This is a genomic window from Streptomyces sp. GDS52 (assembly GCF_052246875.1).
Classification (GTDB): domain Bacteria; phylum Actinomycetota; class Actinomycetes; order Streptomycetales; family Streptomycetaceae; genus Streptomyces; species Streptomyces cathayae.
The window spans coordinates 2053546-2078001 of sequence record NZ_CM125966.1; the positions used below are offsets into that span (position 1 = coordinate 2053546).

General features: G+C 72.1%; 21 protein-coding genes. 5 read left to right on the forward strand and 16 right to left on the reverse strand.

All coding sequences use genetic code 11. The annotated features are described in order from the left end of the window. Positions 1-321: 321 nt before the first annotated feature. A complete protein-coding gene (locus tag ACTWJ9_RS09170; protein ID WP_279333728.1) occupies positions 322-1272 on the reverse strand; it encodes a 2-hydroxyacid dehydrogenase in 951 nt (316 codons plus the stop codon). A 75-nt stretch (positions 1273-1347) separates the two neighbouring features. Here ACTWJ9_RS09170 and ACTWJ9_RS09175 point away from each other — a divergent pair, with 75 nt between their 5' ends. Beyond that, positions 1348-2346, forward strand: coding sequence for an aldo/keto reductase (locus ACTWJ9_RS09175; RefSeq protein ID WP_279333730.1), 999 nt, complete (start codon positions 1348-1350; stop codon positions 2344-2346). A 152-nt stretch (positions 2347-2498) separates the two neighbouring features. Beyond that, a complete protein-coding gene (locus tag ACTWJ9_RS09180) occupies positions 2499-3653 on the forward strand; it encodes a PQQ-dependent sugar dehydrogenase (RefSeq protein ID WP_279333732.1) in 1155 nt (384 codons plus the stop codon). Here the strand turns inward: ACTWJ9_RS09180 and ACTWJ9_RS09185 are convergent. From ACTWJ9_RS09185 to ACTWJ9_RS09210, 6 genes are all read right to left on the reverse strand, one after another. Beyond that, on the reverse strand, positions 3650-3850 hold the full coding sequence (locus tag ACTWJ9_RS09185; RefSeq protein ID WP_279333733.1) for a DUF6191 domain-containing protein: 201 nt from the start codon (positions 3848-3850) through the stop codon (positions 3650-3652). The two genes, ACTWJ9_RS09180 and ACTWJ9_RS09185, sit on opposite strands and share 4 nt — an antisense overlap. Positions 3851-3887: 37 nt before the next feature. Then, entirely contained in the window at positions 3888-6947 is a 3060-nt protein-coding gene (locus ACTWJ9_RS09190) for a helix-turn-helix transcriptional regulator (RefSeq protein WP_279337913.1), read from the reverse strand. 107 nt (positions 6948-7054) lie between these two features. After that, positions 7055-7240: a hypothetical protein gene (locus ACTWJ9_RS09195; RefSeq protein ID WP_279333734.1), complete on the reverse strand. Its 186-nt coding sequence runs from the start codon at positions 7238-7240 to the stop codon at positions 7055-7057. Between the two features lie 251 nt (positions 7241-7491). Beyond that, entirely contained in the window at positions 7492-8058 is a 567-nt protein-coding gene (locus ACTWJ9_RS09200) for a GNAT family N-acetyltransferase (protein ID WP_279333735.1), read from the reverse strand. After that, entirely contained in the window at positions 8036-10297 is a 2262-nt protein-coding gene (locus ACTWJ9_RS09205) for an MMPL family transporter (RefSeq protein ID WP_443295553.1), read from the reverse strand. Before ACTWJ9_RS09205 ends, ACTWJ9_RS09200 begins: the two co-directional genes overlap by 23 nt. Positions 10298-10605: 308 nt before the next feature. Beyond that, a complete protein-coding gene (locus ACTWJ9_RS09210) occupies positions 10606-11037 on the reverse strand; it encodes a hypothetical protein (protein WP_388705960.1) in 432 nt (143 codons plus the stop codon). A gap of 186 nt (positions 11038-11223) precedes the next feature. Here ACTWJ9_RS09210 and ACTWJ9_RS09215 point away from each other — a divergent pair, with 186 nt between their 5' ends. Next, entirely contained in the window at positions 11224-12027 is an 804-nt protein-coding gene (locus ACTWJ9_RS09215; protein WP_387036400.1) for an SAM-dependent methyltransferase, read from the forward strand. A gap of 70 nt (positions 12028-12097) precedes the next feature. Here the strand turns inward: ACTWJ9_RS09215 and gatB are convergent, their stop codons facing one another. From gatB to ACTWJ9_RS09260, 9 genes are all read right to left on the reverse strand, one after another. Beyond that, entirely contained in the window at positions 12098-13609 is a 1512-nt protein-coding gene (gene gatB / locus ACTWJ9_RS09220) for an Asp-tRNA(Asn)/Glu-tRNA(Gln) amidotransferase subunit GatB (protein WP_387036402.1), read from the reverse strand. A gap of 15 nt (positions 13610-13624) precedes the next feature. Next, positions 13625-13864: a hypothetical protein gene (locus tag ACTWJ9_RS09225; protein WP_279333742.1), complete on the reverse strand. Its 240-nt coding sequence runs from the start codon at positions 13862-13864 to the stop codon at positions 13625-13627. After that, positions 13861-15354 carry an Asp-tRNA(Asn)/Glu-tRNA(Gln) amidotransferase subunit GatA gene (gene gatA, locus ACTWJ9_RS09230; protein ID WP_279333743.1) on the reverse strand — a complete coding sequence of 498 codons (1494 nt, stop codon included), beginning with the start codon at positions 15352-15354 and terminating at the stop codon, positions 13861-13863. Before gatA ends, ACTWJ9_RS09225 begins: the two co-directional genes overlap by 4 nt. Before the next feature lie 5 nt (positions 15355-15359). Continuing rightward, positions 15360-15656, reverse strand: coding sequence for an Asp-tRNA(Asn)/Glu-tRNA(Gln) amidotransferase subunit GatC (gene gatC / locus ACTWJ9_RS09235; protein WP_031117542.1), 297 nt, complete (start codon positions 15654-15656; stop codon positions 15360-15362). 249 nt (positions 15657-15905) lie between these two features. Then, complete coding sequence (locus ACTWJ9_RS09240) at positions 15906-18293, reverse strand: putative bifunctional diguanylate cyclase/phosphodiesterase (RefSeq protein ID WP_387036405.1); 2388 nt, start codon at positions 18291-18293, stop codon at positions 15906-15908. A gap of 258 nt (positions 18294-18551) precedes the next feature. After that, entirely contained in the window at positions 18552-20747 is a 2196-nt protein-coding gene (ligA, locus tag ACTWJ9_RS09245; protein ID WP_387036407.1) for an NAD-dependent DNA ligase LigA, read from the reverse strand. A gap of 14 nt (positions 20748-20761) precedes the next feature. Beyond that, positions 20762-21769, reverse strand: a complete 1008-nt coding sequence (locus tag ACTWJ9_RS09250; protein ID WP_279333746.1) for a methionine synthase — start codon at positions 21767-21769, stop codon at positions 20762-20764. 58 nt (positions 21770-21827) lie between these two features. After that, positions 21828-22517: an SDR family oxidoreductase gene (locus ACTWJ9_RS09255; protein WP_387036409.1), complete on the reverse strand. Its 690-nt coding sequence runs from the start codon at positions 22515-22517 to the stop codon at positions 21828-21830. Between the two features lie 26 nt (positions 22518-22543). Beyond that, a complete protein-coding gene (locus ACTWJ9_RS09260) occupies positions 22544-23083 on the reverse strand; it encodes a TIGR00730 family Rossman fold protein (protein ID WP_387036411.1) in 540 nt (179 codons plus the stop codon). A 111-nt stretch (positions 23084-23194) separates the two neighbouring features. On the opposite strand from ACTWJ9_RS09260, the gene ACTWJ9_RS09265 reads away from it, so the two are divergent. Together ACTWJ9_RS09265 and ACTWJ9_RS09270 are read left to right on the forward strand one after the other, a co-directional pair. Then, entirely contained in the window at positions 23195-23536 is a 342-nt protein-coding gene (locus ACTWJ9_RS09265; RefSeq protein WP_279333749.1) for a DUF427 domain-containing protein, read from the forward strand. 80 nt (positions 23537-23616) lie between these two features. Further along, positions 23617-24396 carry an alpha/beta fold hydrolase gene (locus tag ACTWJ9_RS09270; protein WP_279333750.1) on the forward strand — a complete coding sequence of 260 codons (780 nt, stop codon included), beginning with the start codon at positions 23617-23619 and terminating at the stop codon, positions 24394-24396. The last annotated feature ends 60 nt before the right edge of the window (positions 24397-24456 follow it).

Sequence of the window (24456 nt, forward strand, 5' to 3'; positions counted from 1 at the left end):
CCCGCGCCCTCCGGGTTGCGGGGCTCGGGGCAAAGCGGCCACTCGCCGCGGCGCCCCCGGCTGCGCGCAGTCGTGCGCCAGGGTCGCCGACGGTGGCTCCGTCGCGTCGGATCGCTCGTCCATAGGCCGTGCATCGCCCGTCGCCCCCCTCACAGTCCGCAATGTCAAACCCCCGCGCCGATCGGTCAGCGGCGCAGCCCCTGTCGGGACGATACACCAGTATCGTCACTCAGGGACATAGCTTCTCTACGCTCCGTAACGATCACTTGGTGCGCGGGCACTCATCGCATCCGAACGGTAGCGGACCGTACTCGAAGTGGACTACGTGCTTGCCGCCCCCGTCACCAGGATCACGTTCCGGAGCTCCTCCTGGTTCAGGAAACGGTTCAACTGGTCCACCAGCAACCGCTCGGCACGCGGCCGGAAGGCGGAGGTGGGCCCGCCGGCGTGCGGGCTGATGAGGACGCCCGGCGTCCGCCACAGGGGGTGCTCCGCGGGGAGGGGCTCGGGATCGGTGACGTCGAGGGCCGCGGTGATGCGGCCGCTCTGCACCTCGGTGAGCAGGGCCGAGGTGTCGACGACGGGCCCTCGCGCCATGTTCACGAGCAGGGCGCCGTCCTTCATCCGGGCCAGGAAGCCGGCGTCCACGAGGTGCCGGGTGGAGTCGGTCAGCGGGGTGGCGAGGACGACGACGTCCGCCTCCGGCAGCAGCGAGGGCAGTTCGGTGAACGGGTGCACCGGGCCGCGCGCCGTGGTGCGCTCGGAGCGCGCAACGCGCGCCACCCGCGCGAGCTCGAACGGAGCGAGCCGGTCCTCGATCGCCGCGCCGATCGACCCGTACCCCACGATGAGCACGCTCCGGTCGGCGAGCGCGGGCCGGAACCCCCCGAGCCACTCCCCCTTGTCCTGCGCCCGCACGAAATCGGGCAGGCCGCGCAGCGAGGCCAGGATCAGGGCGAGCGTCAGCTCCGCCGTGCTCGCCTCGTGCACACCGCGCGCGTTGCACAGCCGCACACCGGGGCGCAGGTGCCGCAGACCCGGCTGCACGTGGTCGATGCCGGCGGACAGGGTCTGCACGACCCGGACGGAGCTCATCAGCGGCAGCGGGCGCACCCCGACCTCGCTGGGCTTCATGTACGGCACGACGTAGAACACGCAGTCGGCCGGATCGGCGGGGAAGTCCTCGTCGCCGTCCCAGAAGCGGTACGCGGGCCCCTCGGGAAGGCCCTCGATCTCGTCCGGCGGAAGGGGAAGCCATACGTCAGCAGTCATGGCCAGGAGGCTATGTCAGGGGCGTACGGCGGCAGAGGTTAGGTTGGTGGCCGGGAGAGGGAGGGTCACGACCAGGTGGAGCGCAGGACGATCGGCGCGACGGCACTCGCGGTGGGGGCCGTCGGACTCGGGTGCATGCCGATGAGCTGGGCCTACAGCACCTCGCGGCAGCGCGGCGAGGACTCGCTCAGGGCGGTGCACCGGGCACTCGACCTGGGTTCGACGCTGCTGGACACGGCCGACATGTACGGCCCGTTCACCAACGAGCTGCTGCTGGGGCGGGTGTTGAGGCAGCGGCGCGGTGACGCCTTCGTGTCGACGAAGGTCGGTCTGCTGGTGGGCGATCAGCACATCGTGGCCAACGGCCGCCCCGGGTACGTGAGAAGAGCCTGTGACGCGTCCCTGCGGCGGCTCCAGACGGACGTCATCGACCTCTACCAGCTGCACCGCGCGGACCCGGAGGTGCCGGTCGAGGAGACCTGGGGCGCGATGGCCGAACTCGTCCAGGCCGGAAAGGTACGGGCGTTGGGGCTCTGCGCGGTCGGCGCGCGGTCGGCGCGGCGGCCGGGGGCGCGGCTGCATGACATGACGATCCGGCAGTTGGAGCGGGTGCAGCAGGTCTTCCCGGTGAGCGCGGTGCAGGCGGAACTGTCGGTGTGGTCGCCGGAGGCGGTGGAGGCGCTGTTGCCGTGGTGCGGGGCACGCGGCGTGGGTTTCCTGGCCGCGATGCCGCTCGGCAACGGCTTCCTGACCGGCACGCTGACGCCGGGGGAGGGATTCGAGGCGGACGACCTGCGCGCCCGGCACCCGCGCTTCACGGCCGAGATGATGGCCGCGAACCAGCCGATCGTGGTCGGCCTGCGCCGTATCGCCCGCCGGCACGGCGCGGACGTCACCCCGGCGCAGGTGGCCCTGGCCTGGGTGTTGTCCCTGGGCGGGCAGGTGGTCCCGGTGCCGGGCGCCAAGCGGGAGCGGTGGGTCGCCGAGAACGCCGGGGCGGCGGAGCTGCGCCTGACGGAGACCGACCTGGCGGAGATCGCGGCACTGCCCGCGGCACAGGGATCGTGGGACTGAGGCAGGTCTGGGGCAGGGGCTGAAACCGGACTGGGGCAGGGGCCGAGCCCGGACCGCGCGGTGATCGGCGGTTCGGACCCGCGTGATCGGGAACCTGTGGGGCGCGAGCGGGGTATGACTGGGAGAACCTGCCGCGTCGAAGGGACAAGATCGTGCATCATCGAGCCGTTACGGCTGTGCTGACCGCCGCGCTTCTGCTGACGGCCGGATGTTCCTCCGGCGACGGAGGGGCGCCGGAGGGAGGCGACAGCCCGTCGAGCCGTGCGACGGGGCAGTCCTCGCCCGCGGAGCGCGGCGCCGAGGAGACACCGCCGGCGAAGGGCTCGGTGAAGGTGCTCCGCACGGTCACCGAGGACCTGAACACCCCCTGGGGTCTCGCGCCCCTGGCCGACGGCGATCTGCTGGTGTCCTCCCGGGACGAGGCGACGATCACCCGGGTCGACACGGAGACGGGCGAGAAGTCCGAGCTGGGCGAGGTGCCGGGGGTGGCGCCGGGCGGCGAGGGGGGCCTGCTCGGCATCGCGCTCTCCCCCGAGTTCGCCTCGGACCACATGGTCTACGCCTACTTCACCTCGGCCTCGGACAACCGCATCGTCCGGATGATCTACGACGAGAAGAAGCCCGCGGGCAAGCAGCTGGGCGCACCCGACACCGTCTTCCGCGGCATCCCCAAGGGGATGGTCCACAACGGCGGCCGGATCGCGTTCGGCCCGGACAAGATGCTGTACGTGGGCACGGGCGAGAGCGGGGACACCGGGCTCTCCCAGGACAAGGAGTCCCCGGGCGGCAAGATCCTTCGGCTGACCCCGGAGGGTGAGCCGGCACCGGGCAACCCGTTCCCCGACTCCCCGGTGTACTCGTACGGCCACCGCAATGTGCAGGGCCTGGCCTGGGACGGCAAACAGCGCCTGTTCGCCTCGGAGTTCGGCCAGAACACCTGGGACGAACTGAACGCGATCAAGCCCGGTGACAACTACGGCTGGCCCGAGGCCGAAGGCTCGTCCGACGACGGCTTCCACGATCCGGTGGCCCAGTGGAGGACGGACGAGGCATCCCCCAGCGGCATCGCGTACGCCGAGGGGTCGATCTGGATGGCGGGCCTGCGCGGCGAGCGTTTGTGGCGGATCCCGCTCAAGGGCACGGAGGTCTCGGCGGAACCGCAGGCCTTCCTCGAGGGTGAGTACGGCCGGCTGCGCACGGTGGCGTCGGCCGGCGGCGACAAGCTGTGGCTGGTCACCAGCAACACGGACGGCCACCTCACCCCGAAGAAGGGCGACGACCGCATCCTGGAGGTACGGGTGAGCTAGGGGCCCTCGTCCGGTTCCGGTTCCTGTTGCGGTTCGGCCGGTGACGGGCGGACGACGACCTTTCCGGACGCGAGGTCTATCGGGCCGCGTCCGGGGTCGGCGTCACCGACGTCCTCCCGGGACAGCTCCAGCCGCTTCTGCTCGTCGCGGGTGTGTGTGCGGCCGGGTGCGAACAGTTCCTCGAAGGCGTTGAACATCGCTCCCCTTTCCAGGGCCGCGTGGGCATGGCACCCATCATCCCGCGGCCTGCCTCTTCCCTGCCGAGGCCGGGAAGAGGCCCAGCCGATGGGCCAGCGCCGCCGCCTCGCCCCGGCCGGAGACGCCCAGTTTGGCGAGGATGTTGGACACGTGGACGCTGGCCGTCTTCGGCGAGATGAAGAGCTGCTCGGCGATACGGCGGTTGGTGTGGCCGGCGGCCACCAGGCGCAGGACGTCGCGTTCCCGGCCGGTGAGGCCGAGGGCGTCGGCCGGATCCGTGGACGCCGGGGCGGGCTCCCGAGCGGCGGTGGCCGGGGCGAGGCGGGCGCGCCGGGCCAGCTGGGCGACCGACCGGGCCAGCGGGGCGGCTCCGAGGTGCTCGGCGACGGCTCCGGACAGCCGCAGCAGCTCCGTGGCGCGGGCACGCTCGTCCTCGCCCGCCCCGGAGGCGAGCAGCGCCTCGGCGAGCCGGAAGCGGGCCCGCGCGAGGTCGTAGGGCCGCTCCAGCGGTTCCAGCGCGGCGACGACGGCGGCCCACTCCTCCGGCGCCGGCCGGCCCTCGGCGCGCAGCAGTTCGGCGCGCAGCCATATGTCGTACGCCTGCCATACGGGGACGCCGGTTGCCAGGGTCTTGGCCGCCGTACGGAGGTGTTCGAGGATCTGGGGGCGGTCCGGTTCAGTCGCCGGGTTGCCGTAGGCGTCGGCTTCGGCGGTCGTGGCGGCGAGCAGAAGCGGCCAGCCGTAGCGCTGGGTGCCGGGCGGCAGGCCGGTGTCGAGGGCGGTGAGCAGTTCGGCCCGGGCGTCGGGGAGGCGGCCCTCGGCGGCGGCGATGCCGATGGCGACCGAGGCCATCGGCAGGGAGTACTGCGGCATGGGGTCATGGGTGCCGAAGGAGGCACGGGCGGTGCTCAGATGGCGTTCGGCCGCAGCCATCTCGCCCCGGCCGAGGGCGAGATGAGCCAGGAGCATCCAGGCTCCGGCCCGCGGTTTGGCGCTCTGTTCCAGGTGCTGGGCGTTGGCCACGGCCTCGGCTGCCTCGTCCCAGCGGCCGAGGGAGTGGAGGGATTCGGCGAGGTTGCACCACACCCAGCCCTCGGTGTCCAGCAGTCCGAGCCTGCGGGTCAGCCGGACGCCTTCGCGGAGCAGGCCCACCGCCTCCTCCGAGCGGCCGACGCCTTCGAGGACGGACGGCAGGTTCACATGGCTGCGGCACACCACCGTGATCACGTCCAGTTCGGTCGCCCGGTCTTTGACGCCGTACAGCTCGGCGAGGCCGCGGTCGATGTCGCCGGCGTCGACCATGAGGCCGCCGAGGGTGAGCCGGGCGTTGAGCTCGATGTCGTGGGCACCGACCATGCGCGCGTACTCGACAGCCCGTTCGGCGGCGGCCATGGCTTCCGGGCCCGGTTCGTGCAGCATCCACCAGCCGGCGGCCACGGCGAGGACGTCGGCGTGCACCTCGGAGGGAGGCAGGCCGCGCACCAGGTCCTGTGCGGTGCTGAGTTCGGCCCAGCCGTCACCGCGGGCGAGGGACTGGGTCAGCCGGGAGCGCTGCACCCAGAACCAGGCGGCGCGCAGGGGGTCCGGATCCTCGTCCAGGAGGCGCAGGGCGCGCTTGGTGATCTTCATGGCGCGTTCGCGTTCCCCGCAGAACCGTCCGGCGACGGCGGCCTCGGCCATCAGGTCGAGGTAGCGCAGGGGGGTGGTCTCGGGGTCGCAGCCGCAGGGAGGGTAGACCTCGGCGTAGTCGAGGGGGCGCAGGGTGGCCCGTATGTCGTCGGGGACGGCGTCCCAGAGCTCCATCGCCCGCTCCAGCAGGCCCAGTTGCTCGGAGTAGGCATGGCGTCGGCGGGCCTCGACGGAGGCGTCGAGGACGGCGGGCAGCGCTTTGGCCGCGTCGTGGGCGTGGTACCAGTAGCTGGCCAGGCGCGTCACCCGCTCGTCGGCGGGCACCGGCGTGGGGTCGGCCTCCAGGGCCTCGGCGTAGCGGCGGTTGAGGCGGGAGCGTTCGCCGGGCAGCAGGTCGTCGCTGACGGCCTCGCGGACCAGGGAGTGGCGGAAGCGGTAGCCGTCGCGCTCGGGCGCGGGCGTGAGGATGCCGGCGTTCACCGTCGAGCGCAGCGCGTCGAGGAGGTCGTCCTCGGCGAGCCGGGCGACGGCGGACAGCAGCCGGTACTCGACCGTGGAGCCGCCCTCGGCGACGAACCGGACCACCTGCTGGGCGCTCTCCGGCAGGCGCTCGACCCTGACCAGGAGCAGATCGCGCAGGGAGTCGGTGAGACCGGTGCGGTGGCCCTCGCGGGAGGCGACGGCGAGTTCCTCGACGAAGAAGGCGTTGCCGTCGGAGCGTTCGAAGATCTCGTCGACGCGGTCCGGTTCGGGTTCCCGGGCGAGGATGCCGGCGATCTGACGGCCGACCTCCTCGCGGTTGAAGCGGGGGAGTTCGATGCGGTGGACCGTGCGGAGCCGGTCGAGTTCGGCGAGGAGGGGGCGCAGCGGGTGGCGTCGGTGGATGTCGTCGGAGCGGTAGGTGGCGAGGACGACGAGACGGCCGGTGCGCAGGGTGCGGAAGAGGTAGGAGAGCAGATGCCGGGTGGAGGCGTCCGCCCAGTGCAGGTCCTCCAGGGCGAGGACGACGGTGTGCTCGGCAGCGACGCGCTCCAGCAGGCGGGCGGTGAGTTCGAAGAGGCGGGCCATGCCCTGTTCGTCGCGCCGGGCCTCGGGAGCGACGGTGCCGAGTTCGGGCAGCAGGCGGGCCAGTTCCTCCTCCTGTCCGGCGGCCGCGGCGGCGAGCCGGCCGGGCAGTTCGCGGCGCAGCCCGCGCAGGGCGGTGGAGAAGGGGGCGAAGGGCAGCCCGTCGGCGCCGATCTCGACGCAGCCGCCGGGCGCGACGACCGCGCCCCGGCGGCGGGCCTCGGCGGCGAACTCCTCGACGAGGCGGGTCTTCCCGACGCCGGCCTCTCCTCCGATGAGCAGCGCCTGCGGCTCGCCCGCGCCTGCGGTGGCGCGGGCGAGCGCGGTGTTCAACGCGTCGAGTTCACCGGCACGGCCGACGAACACGGGACTGACGGTCCTGGTCTCCACAGCCCCGAGCATCGCACGGGGGTCCGACATCGCGGCACCGGTTTTCACCGAGCGGGGCACCACCGGACGGCGCCCGTCGGCAGCGGGAGCAGGCCGGAGTCCTCTGTTCCGCTCGGTGTTCACACGGCTCGGGTGAACCGGTGCCGGCGTGGGCCGCGGCTATGGCTCCCGGGTTCGGCGCCCCGCGCCGCTGCTTTGCGGCGGGCGGCGCGCTCGAGGCGGACGGCCTCGCGGGCCTGATGCTCCTGCTCGGCCTCGCGGATGAGCTCGGCGGAACGGTACGTGTGGATCTCGTACTCGTACATGGTGTGTTCCCTCGGAGAGTGGGTGTCGGACATCGCTTTCCGCGATGCCTCCACCTTCGTCTCCCAGGCGGGCCGGCCACATCGGAAGAGTTCCGCATCTTCGGCGGCCGTCGGGGCCTTAGACATGCGGCGGGACACGGGTGAGGGGCCTTAGGCCGCCCATGGGGCCCGTGAACGGCCTAAGGCCCCGTGATCGCGGTGCGTCCCGGATCCATCCCGGATGCGGCCCGGACGACTCCGGGGCGCGGGCGCTATCGGTCCGCACGGGCGCGGGTCCGCCGCCATTCGGGGGCCAGGACCGACCACACCTCCAGGTCGTGCCGTACGCCGTGGTGGAGATGGGCCTCGCGGCGCACCCCGTCCCGGGTCATGCCGAGCCGGCGGGCGGTGTTGAGGCTGGACTCGTTGCCGGCGGCGGCGACCCACTCCACGCGGTGGATGCCGCGCTGTTCGACCGCCCAGTCGATCAGCACCCGCATCGCGCGGGTGACGAGCCCGCGTCCGGTGGCGGCGGGCTCGAGCCAGCAGCCCACCTCACAGGTGCCGTTCTCGGCGTCGAAGTGGAGGGTGAGCACCCCGCCCACGAGCCTGCCGTCCAGCCACAGGCCGTGCAGCGAGGCCGTGTCGGCGGCGCGGAGGTCGGCGTACCGCTGGAGCGCCTCCCGCGCGGTGGGCACGTCGGTGGCCCGGGAGCCGAAGGGGACGTACTGGTTGATGAACTCCCGGCCCCGCTCCAGATGGGCGAGGAACTCCTCCGCGTGCCAGGGCTCCAGGGGGCGCAGTTCGGCTCCGTCGTCACCCAGTCGTATCGCGTACATCCCGGTTCCGCCCCTCCTGCTGCGCGGGCACGGTCGCCACCCCGGCGTCCGTGGTCGTGGCCGTGGCCGTGATCAGCTTTTCATGGGCGGCGCGGGCCTCGGGAGGCTCGATGCTGATGCGCGGCAGGATCCGGTCCAGCGAGCGCGGCAGCCACCAGTTGGCCCCGCCGAGCAGATGCATGAGCGCGGGGACCAGCAGGGTCCGCAGCACGAAGGCGTCGATGGCGACGGCCACGGCGAGCGCGATGCCGAACATGGCGATCACGCGGTCGCCGGTCAGGACGAAGGCGAGGAAGACCGAGATCATGATCACGGCCGCGGAGTTGATCACCCTGCTGGTCTCCGCGAGGCCGACCCGTACCGCGCGCCGGTTGTCACCGGTCTCCAGCCATTCCTCGTACATGCGGCTGAGGAGGAAGACCTGGTAGTCCATGGAGAGCCCGAAGAGGACCGACACCATGATCACGGGAAGGAAGGGTTCTATGGGGCCCGCGCTGCCGAGGCCGAGCAGTTCGCTGCCCCAGCCCCACTGGAAGATCGCCACGACCACGCCGAAGGCGCCGGCGACGGCGGCCACGTTCATCGCGGCGGCCTTGAGCGGGATGGCGATGGACCGGAAGGCGAGCAGGAGCAGCAGACAGCCCAGGCCGACGACGACGCCCACGAACACGGGCAGCTTGCCGACGATGACGTCGGCGAAGTCGTCGTAGCCGGCCGTCACCCCACCGACCTGTACATCGAGGGTGGTACCGGTCTCGGCGCGCGGCAGCACGTCCTGGCGCAGCCGGTCGACGAGGTCGCTGGTCTGCTTCGACTGCGGGGAGGACTCGGGCACCACGGTGAGGTACGCGGTGTCACCGCCGGAGCTGTGGACCACCGGTCCCACGGACGCGATGCCCTCGGTCGCGTTCAGCGTGGGGCCGAGCCGGTCCAGGGCGAGCCGGTCGGCGGCGCCGTCGACCTCGGTGACGAGGGTGAGGGGGCCGTTGACCCCGGGCCCGAAGCCGTCGGCAAGGAGGTCGTAGGCCTGGCGGGTGGTGGACGTCTTGGGTGCGTTGCCCTGGTCGGAGGTGCCGAGGTGCAGGGAGAGGGTGGGCAGCGCCAGTACCGCCATCACGACCAGTGCGAGCGCGCCGAGCAGCCTGGGGTGGCGCTCGACGAAGACCGACCAGCGGGCGGCGAAGCCGGTCGGCAGGTCGGGCTGGGGGCCGAGTTCCGCCAGTCGGCGCCGCTCGCGGCGGTTGAGCGCGCGCATGCCGATGAACGACAGCAGGGCGGGCAGCAGGGTGATGGAGGCGGCCACGGTCAGCACGACGGTGAGTGAGGCCGCGACGGCGACGCCGTTGAGGAAGTTCAGCCGGAGGATCAGCATGCCCAGCAGGGCTATGCACACGGTGGCACCCGCGAACACGACCGCGCGTCCGGTGGTGGCGACGGCCTCGGTGGCGGCCTCGGTGACGGACAGCCCGCGCTTCAGTCCGCGCCGGTGCCTGGTCACGATGAACAGCGCGTAGTCGATGCCGACGCCCAGTCCGATCAGCATGCCGAGCATGGGCGCGAAGTCGGCGACGGTCATCACGTGCCCGAGCAGCACGATTCCGGCGTAGGCGGTGCCGACCCCGACCAGCGCGGTGGCGATGGGGAGCAGCGAGGCGGCGAGCGAGCCGAAGGCGAGGAAGAGCACGACGGCGGCGACGGCCACACCGACGACCTCGGCGAGGTGCCCCTCGGGGGCCTCGGTCAGTGCGGCGGCGCTGCCGCCCACCTCGACCTGGAGTCCGTCGCTCTCCGCGGTCTGGGCCGCCTCGAGCACGACGGCCGCCTCGGCCGGGTCGATGTCCTTGGCCGGGTCGTCGAAGGTGACGGTGGCGTAGGCGGTGCGGCCGTCGGCACTGATCCGGCCGGGGCCCTGGGCGTCGTACGGGCCGGTCACGGCGGTGACGCCGGGCAGTTCCTCGATCCGGTCCAGGGTGCGGGTCATGGTCTGTTCGACGCCGGGGTCCCGGACGCTGCCGGACGGGGTGTGCCAGACGAGGGTGTCGCTGTCACCCCCCAGGGCCGGGAAGCCCTCGTGCAGCAGTGTGGCGGCGTGTCCGGACTCGGTGCCGGGCACGTCGTAGTCGTTCGAGTACGTGGATCCGGTAGCGAAGGCCCCCGCCGCGACCCCGCCGAAGGCGAGGAGCCACAGCAGGACCGTGATCAGACGGCGTCGGACACACCAGCGTGCGAGGGCTGCCACGAAACGTGCTCCCATGGTGACGGTGTGGATCTTTGACCGGGAGCAGTCGATATGACCGGAACAACCCGCAAAGAACGCATGAGCAATGCAATGCAACTGTTACAGGCAAAAGTGATCGATAGTCGCTTTCGTGTCCTTATTCACAGCGCTGAGGAACGACTCACCGGACAGACACACCGCCTCCGCCGTCGGACATGACCCGGCTCACCCTTCACCCACCCGCTTCGACCCGCGGCTCAGCCGAACCAACCGCATCAGACGCATCAGACGCATCAGACGCATCAGACGCATCAGACGCATCAGACGCATCAATCGAATTGATCCCCCAGCGCCATCACCATCAGCCCCGCGACCAACAGCCACAGCGCCCTGCGGGTCCGGCCGCGTGAGCCCAGTACGGCGGCGAGGGCGCAGCCGCCGGCCCCGCAGGCGTAGGCCGCCGGGACGAGGAGCGGAGCGGAGCCGGTGAGCCGGAGCAGGGCGGCGGCCAGTCCCGCGAGGGCGAGCACCGCGCCGGTGCAGACCGCGGCCCACCGTGCCCTGCGCGCCTCCCGCTCGTCGGCTTCGGCGTCCTCTTCCTCGGTGTCCTCATCCTCGACGGTCTCGGCGTCCTCGCCGGGACCGTCGACCCCGGCGGTCCCGGCGGCGCTCGTCTCCTCGTCGGCATCGGCGTCCTGCGGCGCTTCGGCCGGCTCCCCCCGGGTCTTCAGGGGTATGTCGGAATCTGCGCGTCCACTCATGCCGCGGGAGCGTATCGCCTCGGCCTCGGAAACCCTGATGCGGGGGCGGCGCCCACCTGTTACCGTCCGTCGGTCCGACGTTCCGCGGCAGCCCGCCGCCGACCGAAGCAGGTGCTTTGATGCCGGTCCGCCCGGTTCCCGACGCAGTACTTTCCCCTTACACGGACCCGAGGAGCCCGTTCACCCATGTCGGACATCACATCGCACCCCCCGCACGACGACCTCACTGACCGCCTGGCCCTCCCCCACTACCCCCGCAGCAGCGCCTACGACGTCCGCTGGACCATCGAGAACCAGATGGGCCCGCACGCGCTGTGGCTGCTGGAATGGCTGGCCCCGGCCCTCGGCCTCGACACCCTGCGCCCCGGCGCCCGCGTGCTCGACCTGGGCTGCGGACGGGCGATGACGTCCGTCTTCCTGGCCCGGGAGTACGACGTTCAGGTCACCGCCGCCGACCTGTGGATCAAGCCCGACGAGAACGCGCGCCGCATCGCCGAGGCGGGCGTCGCCGACCGGGTGCTGCCGGTTCTCGCCGAGGCGCACGACCTGCCCTTCGGGGAGGAGAGCTTCGACGCGATCGTCTCCATCGACGCGTACCACTACTTCGGCACCGACGATCTGTACCTGCCGACGCTGACCCGGCTGCTCAGGCCGGGTGGGCGGATCGGTGTCGTCGTCCCCGCGACCCGCGAGGAGCTCGAGGGCACCGAGCCGCCGGAGCATCTGAAGCCCTTCTGGGAGCCCGCCTTCTGGTCCTTCCACTCCCCCGGCTGGTGGCACCGCCACTGGTCCCGCAGCGGGGCGGTGGCGGTCGAGGCGGCCGACTGGCAGCCGGACGGCTGGCGGGACTGGCTGCTGTGGAGCGAGGTGTGTGCCGAGGAGAGCTCCAGCGACTTCATGGCGGACATGGCCCGGACCTCGGCGGAGATGGTGCGCGCGGACCGCGGGCAGACACTGGGCTTCACCCGCGTGGTGGGCCGGCGCGTCTGACCGGCCGCCGCCGACCGCATGCCGAGGGGGTGCACCGGAGACCGGTGCACCCCCTGGCCGCTGTGCGGGATCAGCCCTCGACGCCCAGCTGCTGAAGGATCAGCTCCTTCACGCGGGCCGCGTCCGCCTGGCCGCGGGTGGCCTTCATGACGGCACCGACCAGCGCGCCGGCCGCGGCGACCTTGCCGCCGCGGATCTTGTCCGCGATGGCCGGGTTGCCGGCGATGGCCTCCTCCACGGCCTTGGTGAGCGCGCCCTCGTCGGAGACGACCTTCAGACCGCGCTTCTCGACGACCTCGTCCGGCGTGCCCTCGCCCGCGAGGACGCCCTCGATGACCTGACGGGCCAGCTTGTCGTTGAGGTCCCCGGCGTTCACCAGCTCGGTGAGGCGGGCGACCTGCTCCGGCGTGATCGCCAGCTCGTCGAGCGCCTTGGCGGACTCGTTGGCGGCGCGGGCCAGCTCGCCCATCCACCACTTGCGGGCGGAGGCCGCGTCCGCGCCGGCGTCGATCGTGGCGACGATCAGGTCCAGCGCACCCGCGTTGAGGATCGACTGCATGTCGGTGCCGGAGACCGCCCACTCCTCGCGGAGCCGGTTGCGACGCACCAGCGGCAGCTCGGGCAGCCCGGCGCGCAGTTCCTCGACCCACTCGCGGGACGGCGCCACCGGGACCAGGTCGGGCTCCGGGAAGTACCGGTAGTCCTCGGCCTCCTCCTTCACGCGGCCGGAGGTCGTCGACCCCGTGTCCTCGTGGAAGTGCCGGGTCTCCTGGATGATCGTCCCGCCGTCGTTCAGCACGGCGGCGTGCCGCTGGATCTCGAAGCGGGCCGCGCGCTCCACGGACCGCAGCGAGTTGACGTTCTTCGTCTCCGAGCGGGTGCCGAACTTCTCCCGCCCGTGCGGGCGCAGCGACAGGTTGACGTCGCAGCGCATCTGGCCCATCTCCATCCGGGCCTCGGACACGCCGAGCGCCCGGATGAGCTCGCGCAGCTCACGCACGTAGGCGCGCGCGACCTCGGGGGCACGCTCGCCCGCTCCCTCGATCGGCTTGGTGACGATCTCGATGAGCGGGATGCCGGCGCGGTTGTAGTCGAGCAGGGAGTGGGACGCGCCGTGGATACGGCCGGTGGCGCCGCCGACGTGCGTCGACTTGCCGGTGTCCTCCTCCATGTGGGCGCGCTCGATGTCCACGCGGAAGGTCTCGCCGTCCTCCAGCTGCACGTCGAGGTAGCCGTCGAAGGCGATCGGCTCGTCGTACTGGGAGGTCTGGAAGTTCTTCGGCATGTCCGGATAGAAGTAGTTCTTCCGGGCGAAGCGGCACCACTCGGCGATCTCGCAGTTCAGCGCGAGGCCGATCTTGACGGCGGACTCGACGCCGATCGCGTTGACGACGGGGAGCGCGCCCGGCATGCCGAGACAGGTGGGGCAGGTCTGGGTGTTCGGATCGGCGCCCAGGGTGGTCGAGCAGCCGCAGAACATCTTGGTCCTGGTGCCGAGCTCGACATGGACCTCGAGGCCCATGACGGGGTCGTACGACGCCAGCGCGTCCTCGTACGACACCAGGTCGATCGTGGTGGTCACGGTGAAACTTCCCTCTCAGCCCAGCAGGACGTCGTCGTCGCCCAGCCGCTTCAGCTCGCGGTAGAGGAGGGCGAGGTTGGTGACGACCGCGGTGGCGGTGACGACGGCGTCGATCAGCCGCAGCGTGTCGTTGTCGCCACGCGCCTTCTTGATCTGCTTGTAGACACCCACGGCGCCGAACGCCGAGGTGGCCATCGAGACGTACAGACCCGACTTGGACTTCTTGAAGCCCTTGGCCTTGGACAGTGCGCTCACAGCGACGGAGCCTCCTCGATCAGCGGGTGGCCCCACTTTTCCACGAAGGCGGCCTCGACGGCAGCACCCACCTTGTAGAGGCGGTCGTCCTTCATGACCGGGGCGATGATCTGCAGTCCGACCGGCAGGTTGTCCTCGGGCGCGAGGCCGCAGGGCAGCGACATGGCCGCGTTGCCCGCCAGGTTGGTCGGGATGGTGCACAGGTCGGCCAGGTACATCGCCATCGGGTCGTCGGCACGCTCACCGATCGCGAAGGCGGTGGTGGGGGTCGTCGGCGAGACGATCACGTCGACCTGCTCGAACGCCTTGTCGAAGTCCTGCTTGATGAGCGTACGGACCTTCTGGGCGCTGCCGTAGTACGCGTCGTAGTAGCCGCTCGACAGGGCGTACGTGCCGAGCATGATGCGGCGCTTGACCTCCGGGCCGAAGCCGGCCTCGCGGGTCAGCGAGGTGACCTCCTCGGCGGAGTGCGTACCGTCGTCGCCGGTCCGCAGGCCGTAGCGCAGGCCGTCGAAGCGGGCGAGGTTGGAGGAGCACTCGGAGGGGGCGATCAGGTAGTACGCCGACAGCGCGAGGTCGAAGGACGGGCAGTCCAGCTCGACGATCTCGGCGCCCAGTTCCCTGAGCAGTTCGACGGACTCGTCGAACCGCTGGATGACGCCGGCCTGGTAGCCCTCGCCGCGGAACTGCTTGACCACGCCGACGCGCATGCCCTGGACCGAGCCGTTGCGGGCGGCCTCGACGACCGGCGGGACCGGGGCGTCGATGGAGGTGGAGTCGAGCGGGTCGTGTCCGGCGATCACCTCGTGCAGCAGGGCCGCGTCCAGGACCGTGCGGGCACAGGGGCCGCCCTGGTCCAGGGAGGAGGAGAACGCCACCATGCCGTAGCGGGAGACCGCGCCGTAGGTCGGCTTCACACCGACCGTTCCGGTGACGGAGGCCGGCTGGCGGATGGAGCCGCCGGTGTCGGTGCCGATGGCCAGGGGGGCCTGGAAGGAGGCGAGCGCGGCGCTCGAGCCGCCGCCGGAGCCACCGGGGATCTTGGTGAGGTCCCAGGGGTTGCCGGTCGGGCCGTAGGCACTGTTCTCGGTCGACGACCCCATGGCGAACTCGTCCATGTTGGTCTTGCCGAGGATGACGACGTCGGCGGCCTTGAGCCGCTGGGTGAGCGTCGCGTCGTACGGCGGGATCCAGCCCTCGAGGAGCTTGGAGCCGACGGTGGTCGGGATGCCCTCGGTGGTGAAGATGTCCTTGAGCGCGAGGGGCACGCCGGCCAGCGGGCCGAGCTTCTCCCCCTTGGCGCGCTTCTCGTCGACGGCACGGGCCTGGGCGAGGGCGCCCTCGCGGTCGACGTGCAGGAAGGCGTGCACCTTCTCGTCGACGGCCTCGATCCGGGCCAGGTGTGCCTCGGTGACCTGGACGGCCGTGAGCTCGCCGGAGGCGATCTTCGCGGCGGTGTCGGCGGCCGTGAGCTTGATGATGTCCGTCATGGGATTCAGTCCTCCCCCAGGATCTGCGGCACCTTGAAACGCTGCTGCTCCTGGGCCGGGGCGCCGGAGAGCGCCTGCTCGGGGGTGAGCGAGGGACGGACCTCGTCCGGGCGCATGACGTTCGTCAGCGGCAGCGGGTGCGAGGTCGGCGGTACGTCTTGGTCGGCGACCTCGCTGACGCGGGCCACCGCGCCGATGATGTCGTCGAGCTGGCCTGCGAAGTGGTCGAGTTCTTCGGGCTTCAGCTCCAGACGCGCCAGCCGGGCGAGGTGGGCGACCTCCTCGCGCGTAATGCCAGGCATGCAGCGATCCTCTGGGGTGAGTGTGCGGTTCGGGACTAGGCCGTCGCGATCCGGGCCAGGCGTGGAGCGGCGGGCGGGAAGGTGACGACAGGCCCCAATCCTATGGGGCACCGCCCCGTACCCGTGAAACGGTTTCCCCCGCCACCGGAATCACGGCACACCGGTGCCGTGATCGACACGCCGGAACCCGGGCCGGCACCGCCCCCGACACCGCACCGGCCGCACCCGCACGGCCGGCCCGGGGCGGTGTCAGGCCGGGCGGGTCGAGTCGTCGGACGCCGCCACCGGGAGGGCCGCCGGGCGCTGCCAGCCTCGGGAGCCGCGGGCGAGGAGCCAGGCCGTGGTCTCCTCGGGCGGCATCGCGGCCGCGACCAGCCAGCCCTGGACGGCGTCGCAGCCGAGGTCGCGCAGGCGTTCCCAGGTCTCGTCGTCCTCGACGCCCTCGGCGACGACGAGCAGGCCGAGCGAGTGGGCGAGGTCGACGGTGCAGCGCACGATCTCGGCGTCCTCGGTGTCGACGGCCAGCCGGGCCACGAAGGAGCGGTCGATCTTCAGTTCGCTGACGGGCAGCCGCCGCAGGTGCACGAGGGAGGAGTAGCCGGTGCCGAAGTCGTCCAGGGACATCTTCACGCCGTGGCCGGTCAGCGCGTTGAGGGTGTCGGCGGCGCGCTGCGGGTCCTCCAGGAGGACGTGCTCGGTGATCTCCAGCTGGAGCGCCCCCGCCGGCACGCCGTGCCGGGCCAGTCGCGCCGCGACGGAGCCGGCGAAGCCGGGGCTGTGGACGTCGCGCGGGGAGACGTTGACCGCGACCGGCACGAACAGGCCCTGGGAACGCCACCGGGCGACCTGCCCGAGGGCGGTCTCCAGCACGTACTCGGTGAGGTGCGGCATCAGACCGGAGGACTCGGCGATCGCTATGAACTCGTCCGGCGGGACCCGGCCGCGCTCCGGGTGCACCCAGCGGACCAGGGCCTCCAGGCCCGCCACCTGTCCGTCGAAACGGACCTTGGGCTGGTAGTGGAGCTGGACCTCGTGGGCGTCCAGGGCCCGGCGCAGGTCGCCCAGGAGCCCCAGCCGGTCGGGGGTGTTGGAGTCCCGCTTGGACTCGTAGACCTCGACGCCGGTACGGCCCCGTTTGGCCTGGTACATCGCCACGTCCGCCCGCCGCAGCAGCCCCTCGGCGTCGAGGGCGTGGTCGGGGAAGACGGCGACGCCCGCGCTGGCCTCCAGCACGAGGGTGAGCCCGTCGAGGTCGAGCGGCGAGCTGAGCGCGGAGACCAGACCGCGGGCGACCCGGGTCGCGGACGTCGTGGAGCCGGCGACCGGCAGTAACACGGCGAACTCGTCGCCACCGAGCCGCGCGGCCTCCGCCCCGCGCGGCAGGGCCAGCCTCAGCCGGTCGGCGATCTGCAGCAGCAGCCGGTCACCGGCGAGGTGACCGAGAGTGTCATTGACCGATCGGAAACGGTCGAGGTCGATCAGCATCAGGGCGGCACGGGCGCCGACGCGCTCGGCGTCGTCCAGCGCGGTCCAGATACGTTCCAGCAGCCACTGGCGGTTGGGCAGCCCGGTCAGCGGATCGCGCAGCTGCTCCTCCGCCCGGGCCCTGGCTATCCACAGGGTGGAGTCGAGCGCGATCAGCGGGATGGCGAACAGCGGCAGCAGGATCGGCCGGGCGTACGCGACCACGCAGATCAGCGGCGCTATGCCGAGCAGCGCGACCGCGACCAGGCCTTGTCTGACCAGGTCGGTGCGGGCGACGGTGGGCAGTCCGGCGCGCGGGGTGCGCAGGTACCACAGGAGGGTGCGGGTGACCACGAGGTACGCGGCGGCGGCCAGCACCACCTCGGCAGCGGTGTGCAGGCCCCAGGTGTCCGGGGTCGAGGGGGACTCGACGGACGGTACGGACCCGAAGAGGGCCGGCACCAGCGCGCCGGCGCTGATGCCGAGCAGGTCCACCGCGCCGTGCAGGATGCCCTGGCGCCAGCGGCCCCGCCTGGCTACGCCGACCAGTACGACCACGGTGAGGCTGACCAGGCCGGCCGGGACCCAGCCGTAGAGCAGCAGCACCGCGAGGGTGAGGGCGCTGCCCGAGCCGGTGCCGCCCCACCACCGGGAGCGGCCCAGCATCACCAGGTGACCGACGATGATCCCGGTCAGCACGGCCAGCGACCAGCCGACCCGGCCGGACGGGAAGAGCGCGTGACCGCCGGTGAACGCCCGCAGGAAGCCGACGCCCAGGACGAACGCCGCCGCCCCGACGACCGCGGTGGGCAACGCGGGCCAGGACGGGTGGCGTTCGGCGTCCGCTCCGGGCAGTCCGGTGCGGTGCGGGGGCAGCCCGGTGCCCGGCGAGGACGCCCGGGGACCGCGCGGCGACCGTCCCGAACCCCGCGGGGGCCGCCCGGGAGTGCGTCCGGCCCCAGGCCGCCCGCCGGCCGCCTGCCCGGCGACCGGCTGCCCCACGGCCGGCGGTCCGGCGCCCCGCGCGTCCACGGTGTACGCCACCGGGCGCCCCTGGGCGGCCGGGTGCCCCGCGGACCGCCCGTCCCCCCGTCTGCATCGCCCTACGGCCGCCATGCGGCGCAGGCCCAGGCGCAGCCGTGAGCCCGGGGCGGCCCTCTCGGTGGGTTCCATTCCCGTCCCTCTCACAGCCGGCGGTGCCCACGCCACACGGCTCGATACCCGACTGTCCTCAGCGCTCCGTGACAGAAAGCCCTTCCACGGCCCCGTCATGAATACAGGGATGCCCCGACCGCAACTGGGCACGGCAGGCGCACATCCCAACACTAGGCCGCAGAGGGCTGTCAGGGGCACCGGTCGCCGACGGTTGCCCGAATGCGCCCCAGCCACCCGTATGCATCTGATATGCACCGATCGGGTGGCCTCCCACCCCTACTCCTCGGCCTGAAGTGCCATGTCGGAGGCTGCTTCCGGCCCTTCCTCGAGAAGGACGGTGAAGCCCTCCTCGTTCAGAACCGGCACCTTGAGCTGCATCGCCTTGTCGTGTTTCGACCCGGGGTTGTCTCCCACGACCACGAAGGACGTCTTCTTCGAGACCGAACCGGTCACCTTCGCTCCCCGGGCCTGCAGCTCCTCCTTCGCGCCGTCCCGGGTGTGGTGCTCCAGGGTGCCGGTCACCACGACCGTCAGTCCCGCCAGCGGACGCGGGCCCTCGTCCTCGCCGGACCCCTCGTCCTCCATGCGGACACCGGCCGCCCGCCACTTGCGGATGATCTCGCGGTGCCACTCCTCGGCGAACCACTGCTTGAGGGAGGTGGCGATGATGCCGCCGACGCCCTCGGTACCGGCCAACTCCTCCTCGGTGGCCTGCTCGATCCGGTCGATGGACCGGAACTCCCGGGCCAGCGCCTCGGCCGCGACCGGGCCGACGTGCCGGATGGACAGGCTGGTGAGGACGCGTGCGAGCGGGCGCTCCTTGGCCGCCTCGATGTTCGCCAGCATCGCGACCGCGTTCTTCCTCGGCTCGCCCTCCTGGTTGGCGAAGACCGTGGCGATCTTCTCCTCGCCCGTCTTCGGGTCCCGCTTGGGCAGACCGCTGTCCTGGTCGAGGACGTACGCCTTGATGGGCAGCAACTGCTCGACGGTGAGGTCGAACAGGTCGCCCTCGTCCCTCAGCGGCGGGTCCTCGGGCTCCAGCGGCCTGGTGAGCGCCGCCGCGGCGACATAGCCGAAGTGCTCGATGTCCAGCGCCCTGCGGCCCGCGAGGTAGAACAGCCGTTCCCTCAACTGGGCTGGGCAGGCCCGGGCGTTGGGGCAGCGCAGGTCGACGTCGCCCTCCTTCATCGCGCGCAGCGGCGTGCCGCACTCCGGGCACTCGGCCGGCATCACGAACTCACGCTCGCTGCCGTCCCGCAGGTCGGCGACCGGGCCGAGGATCTCCGGGATGACGTCACCGGCCTTGCGCAGCACCACCGTGTCACCGATGAGGACGCCCTTGGCCTTGACCACGTCCTGGTTGTGCAGCGTGGCGAACTCCACCTCGGAACCGGCCACGGTGACCGGCTCGACCTGCGCGTACGGCGTGACCCTGCCCGTACGGCCCACCCCCACGCGGATGTTGACCAGCCTGGTGTTGACCTCCTCGGGCGCGTACTTGTACGCGATGGCCCAGCGCGGGGCGCGCGAGGTGGAGCCGAGACGGCCCTGGAGCGGGATCTCGTCGAGCTTGACCACCACTCCGTCGATCTCGTGCGCCACGGAGTGCCGGTTCTCGCCGTAGTACGCGATGAACTCCCGTACGCCGGCGAGACCGTCGACGACCCTGTTGTGCGGGGAGGTGGGCAGGCCCCAGGTCTTCAGCAGGTCGTACGCCTCGGAGAGCCGGGTCGGTCCGGTGAACCCCTCCAGGGCACCGATGCCATGGACGACCATGTGCAGCGGACGGCCGGCGGTGACCCGCGGGTCCTTCTGGCGCAGCGAACCCGCCGCCGCGTTGCGGGGGTTGGCGAAGGGCTTGTCACCGGCCTCCACCAGACGGGCGTTGAGCCCCTGGAACTTCTCCATCGGGAAGAAGACCTCGCCGCGGATCTCCACGAGGCCGGGGACCTCGTCGCCCTCCAGCCGGTCCGGGATCTCGGCGATGGTACGGACGTTGGGCGTGATGTCCTCGCCGGTGCGGCCGTCGCCCCGGGTCGCCGCGCGGACCAGCCGGCCCCGCTCGTAGGTGAGGTTGACGGCGAGGCCGTCGACCTTCAGCTCGCACAGGAAGTGGAACCTCTGCTCGCCCAGCTCCTTGTGGATGCGCTCGACCCAGGCGGCGAGGTCGTCGTCGTTGAAGGTGTTGTCGAGGGAGAGCATCCGCGAGACGTGCTGCACGGAGGTGAACTCCGTCTCGTACGCCCCGGCGACCTTCTGGGTCGGCGAGTCGGGCGTGCGCAGCTCCGGATACGCCTCCTCCAGCGCCTCCAGCTCCCGCAGCAGCCGGTCGAACTCGGCGTCGCTGACGACGGGCGCGTCGTTCACGTAGTACCGGAAGCGGTGCTCCTCGATCTGCTCAGCGAGCTTGGCGTGCCGCTCCCGTGCCTCGGCCGGCACGCTCGTCGTCTCCGCCTGCTTGTCACCCGCCACCGTGTGTCCTCCCGTTACTCTGGGTTGTCCGCCAGGGATCTCGCCGCCCGGACGCAGTGCGCGTAGGCCTTGCGCGCGTACTCCGGGGAGACCCCCGCGAGTCCGCACGCCGGGGTGACCGTGACCGCCTCCGGGAGAAGGTCCGGCCGCAGCCCCAGCCTGCGCCACAGCGTTCTGACCCCCATGACGCTACCGGCAGGGTCTGACAACGGGCCGTCCGTGCCCGGCACGACGCCGGTGAACAGCCGGGTGCCGCTCTCCACCGCCTCCCCGATCGTGTCGTCGTCACGTTCGGTGAGGAGCGAGAAGTCGAAGGAGATCGCCTGTGCGCCCGCCCGGCGCAGCAGGGCGAACGGCACGTCCGGCGCGCACGAGTGGACCACGACGGGTCCGCCGTCGTGCATCCCGACCACGTCCCGGAGCGCGGCCTCGACCAGCTGCCGGTCCACCGCGCGGTGGGTGCGGTAGCCGCTGGCGCTGCGCACCCGGCCGTGCAGGACGTCGGTGAGGGACGGCTCGTCGAGCTGGAGGACGAGCCGCGCGCCGGGCACCCGGCGCCGCATCTCGTCGAGGTGCAGACGCAGCCCCTCGGCGAGCGAGGCCGTGAGGTCACGGCAGGCGCCGGGGTCGGAGAGGGCGACCTCCCCGTTCTTCAGCTCCAGCTGGGCGGCGAGCGTCCACGGGCCCACGGCCTGCACCTTCAGCGGGCCCTGGTACCCCTGGGTGAACTCCTCCAGGGCGTCGAGGTCCTCACCGAGCCAGGAGCGGGCCCGCCTGGTGTCCCGCCCCGGCCGGTCCCCGATCCGCCAGCCGCTGGGCTCCACGCGCGCGTACAGCTCGACGAGCATCCCGGCGGTCCGTCCGATCATGTCCGCGCCGGGCCCCCGGGCGGGCAGTTCGGGCAGGAACGGAAAGTCCTCGAAGCTTCCGGTGACGGTCTTGACGGCCTCGCGGGCGTCCCCGCCCGGCATCGACCCGATACCGGTCGCGGCCCCGAACCTGAACTGGCTGTTATCGCTCACCGGAGAAGCGTACGGAACGGGCCGGGCGTCCCGCGTCCCGGTCCGTACGCCTGGGGGGTCAGCGTCCCGGTCGTACCGTCAGATCGTTGACCTCCGCGTCCCTGGGCAGGTCGAGGGCCATCAGGATGGTCGTGGCGACCGACTCGGGGTCGATCCACCGGTCGGGGTCGTACTCCTTGCCCTCCTGCTGGTGGACCTTGGCCTGCATGGGGCTGGCGGTGCGGCCGGGGTAGACCGAGGTGACGCGGACGCCGTTCTCGTGCTCCTCCCCGCGCAGCGAGTCGGCGAGCGCCTTCAGGCCGTGCTTGGAGGCCGCGTAGGCGCCCCACCGGGCGTGGGCGTTCAGGCCGGCGCCGGAGTTGACGAAGACCACGTGGCCCCGGCTCGCGCGGAGCTGGGGCAGGAAGTGGCGGGTGAGTTCGGCGGGGGCGACGAGGTTGACGTCGAGCTGGTGACGCCAGGTCTTCGGGGTCAGCTCGCCGACCGTGCCGAGGTCGACGACGCCGGCGATGTGCAGCAGGGAGTCCACCCGGTCCGGGAGCGACTGGTGGGAGAAGGCCCAGCTGAGCCTCTCGGGGTCCGCCAGGTCGCCGACGAGGGTCCGCGCCCCGGGGAACGCGGCCGCCAGTTCCTTCGCCCGCCCCGCCTCACGCGCGTGCAGCACGATTTCGTCACCGCGCGCGTGCAGCCTGCGGGCGACGGCCGCGCCGATGCCGGAGCCCGCTCCGGTGATCACATGTGTAGCCATGCCGCCATGCTCGCATCACCGGTGGATCACTCGATGCCCTGGCTCTCCTCCAGGTACGCCAGGGCCCCGACGGGCTCCTCGGCGAAGAACACCAGGTCGGTGAGGGCGCGGGGCAGGAAGCCCTCGTCCTCCATCCGCCGGAACTGCGTCTTGAGGCCGTCGTAGAAGCCCGCGGTGTTCAGCAGGACCACCGGTTTGTCCGTGTGCCCGTGCTTCTTCAGCTCCAGGATCTCGGTGGCCTCGTCCAGGGTGCCGGTGCCGCCCACCATGATCACCACCGCGTCGGCCTTCTCGAGGAGCAGGCGCTTGCGCTCCGCCAGGTCGGGGGCGATCACCATCTCGTCGGCATCCCGGCGCGCCTTCGCCGCCAGGAACTCCACCGAGACGCCGAGGAGCCGCCCGCCCTCCTCCTGCACCCCGTCGGCGACGACCTTCATCAGGCCGACGTCGGAGCCGCCCCACACCAGGGTGTGGCCGCCCTTGCCCAGCAGCCGGGCGAACTCCCGCGCGGGGCCCGTGTAGCGCTCGTCGAGGTCGGCCGCGGAGAGGAAGACACAGATGTTCACGGGCCCACAGTACGGGCCCGGCCCGGCGCCCCTGCCGAGCCCCCGGGGGGAAGAACCCGGGGCCGGTGTGCGCTGTACCGGCAACAGGCGAACGGCCGAGGAGGAGCGATCGTGACCCGAGAACCCCGAGAACCCCGAGGGCACCGCATCACCGTAGAGCGGAGCGACCGGCCCGTGCGCGTGGTGCACGGCGGAGAGGTCCTGGCCGAGAGCGACCGGGCGCTGGTGCTGCGCGAGACGGGTTGTCCCGCGCGGTACTACATCCCGCCCGAGGACGTACGGCTCGACCTGCTGACTCCATCCGAGAGCCACACCCACTGCCCCTTCAAGGGCACCGCGTCCTACTGGTCCCGCCCGGACGCGGCCGATCTCGTCTGGGCCTACCCGGACCCGAAGCCCGCCGTCGGCGACATCAAGGACCACCTGTGTTTCTACGACGTGGAAGTCCGATGATCGGATAGAAGGGTTGCGATCGGCGGACGCGCGGCCCGCCTCACCCAGGATCGGGCCGCGGTGCGGCAGTCTGCGGGGATATGGACAAGAACATCGTTTCGCGTGACGGCACCCTCATCGCCCACGAGAGCGCCGGACGGGGTTCCGTGGTCGTCCTCGTCAGCGGCGCGATGTCGACGGGCGCCACGGTGGCGCCGCTGGCCGCACCGCTCTCGGAGCGGTTCCGGGTCGTCGTCTACGACCGCCGGGGCCGCGGGGCGAGCGGGGACACCCCGCCGTACGCGGTGGAACGCGAGGTCGAGGACCTGGCGGCGCTGATCGCCGCGATGGGCGGGGAGGCGTCGCTGTACGGCGTCTCCTCGGGCGGCGCGCTGGCGCTGCGCGCGGCGGCGAGCGGGCTGCCGGTGCACCATGTCGCCGTGTACGAGACGCCGTACGCGACGTCCGAGGAGGACCTGCGCGAGCGCGCGCAGTACACCGAGCGCCTGGCGCGGGCACTCGCCGAGGGGCGCCGCGGGGACGCGGTGGAGCTCTTCCTCCGTCTCACCGGGCTCGGCGAGGCGGTGATCCAGAGCGCCCGGCAGTCCCCCCTGTGGGCCGGTATGGAGTCGATGGCGCCGAGCCTCGCCCACGACGACGCCGTCATGGGCGACGGTGGTGTCCCCGTGAAGCTGCTGGCGTCGATCCCCGTGCCGGTGCTGTCCATCGCGGGCGACGCGAGCCCGGCCTGGATGCGCGAGGCCGCCCGGGCCATCGCGGACACCGTCCCCCGGGGCACCTGCCGCACCCTGGCCGGCCAGACCCACATGGTCGAGCCGGACGTCCTGGCCCCGGTCCTGACGGAGTTCTTCGCCCGCTGAGTCCCCGGAGGCACGGGCTCGCGCCGTGGAGCCCCACGGCGCGGATGCGCTCACGGGGCT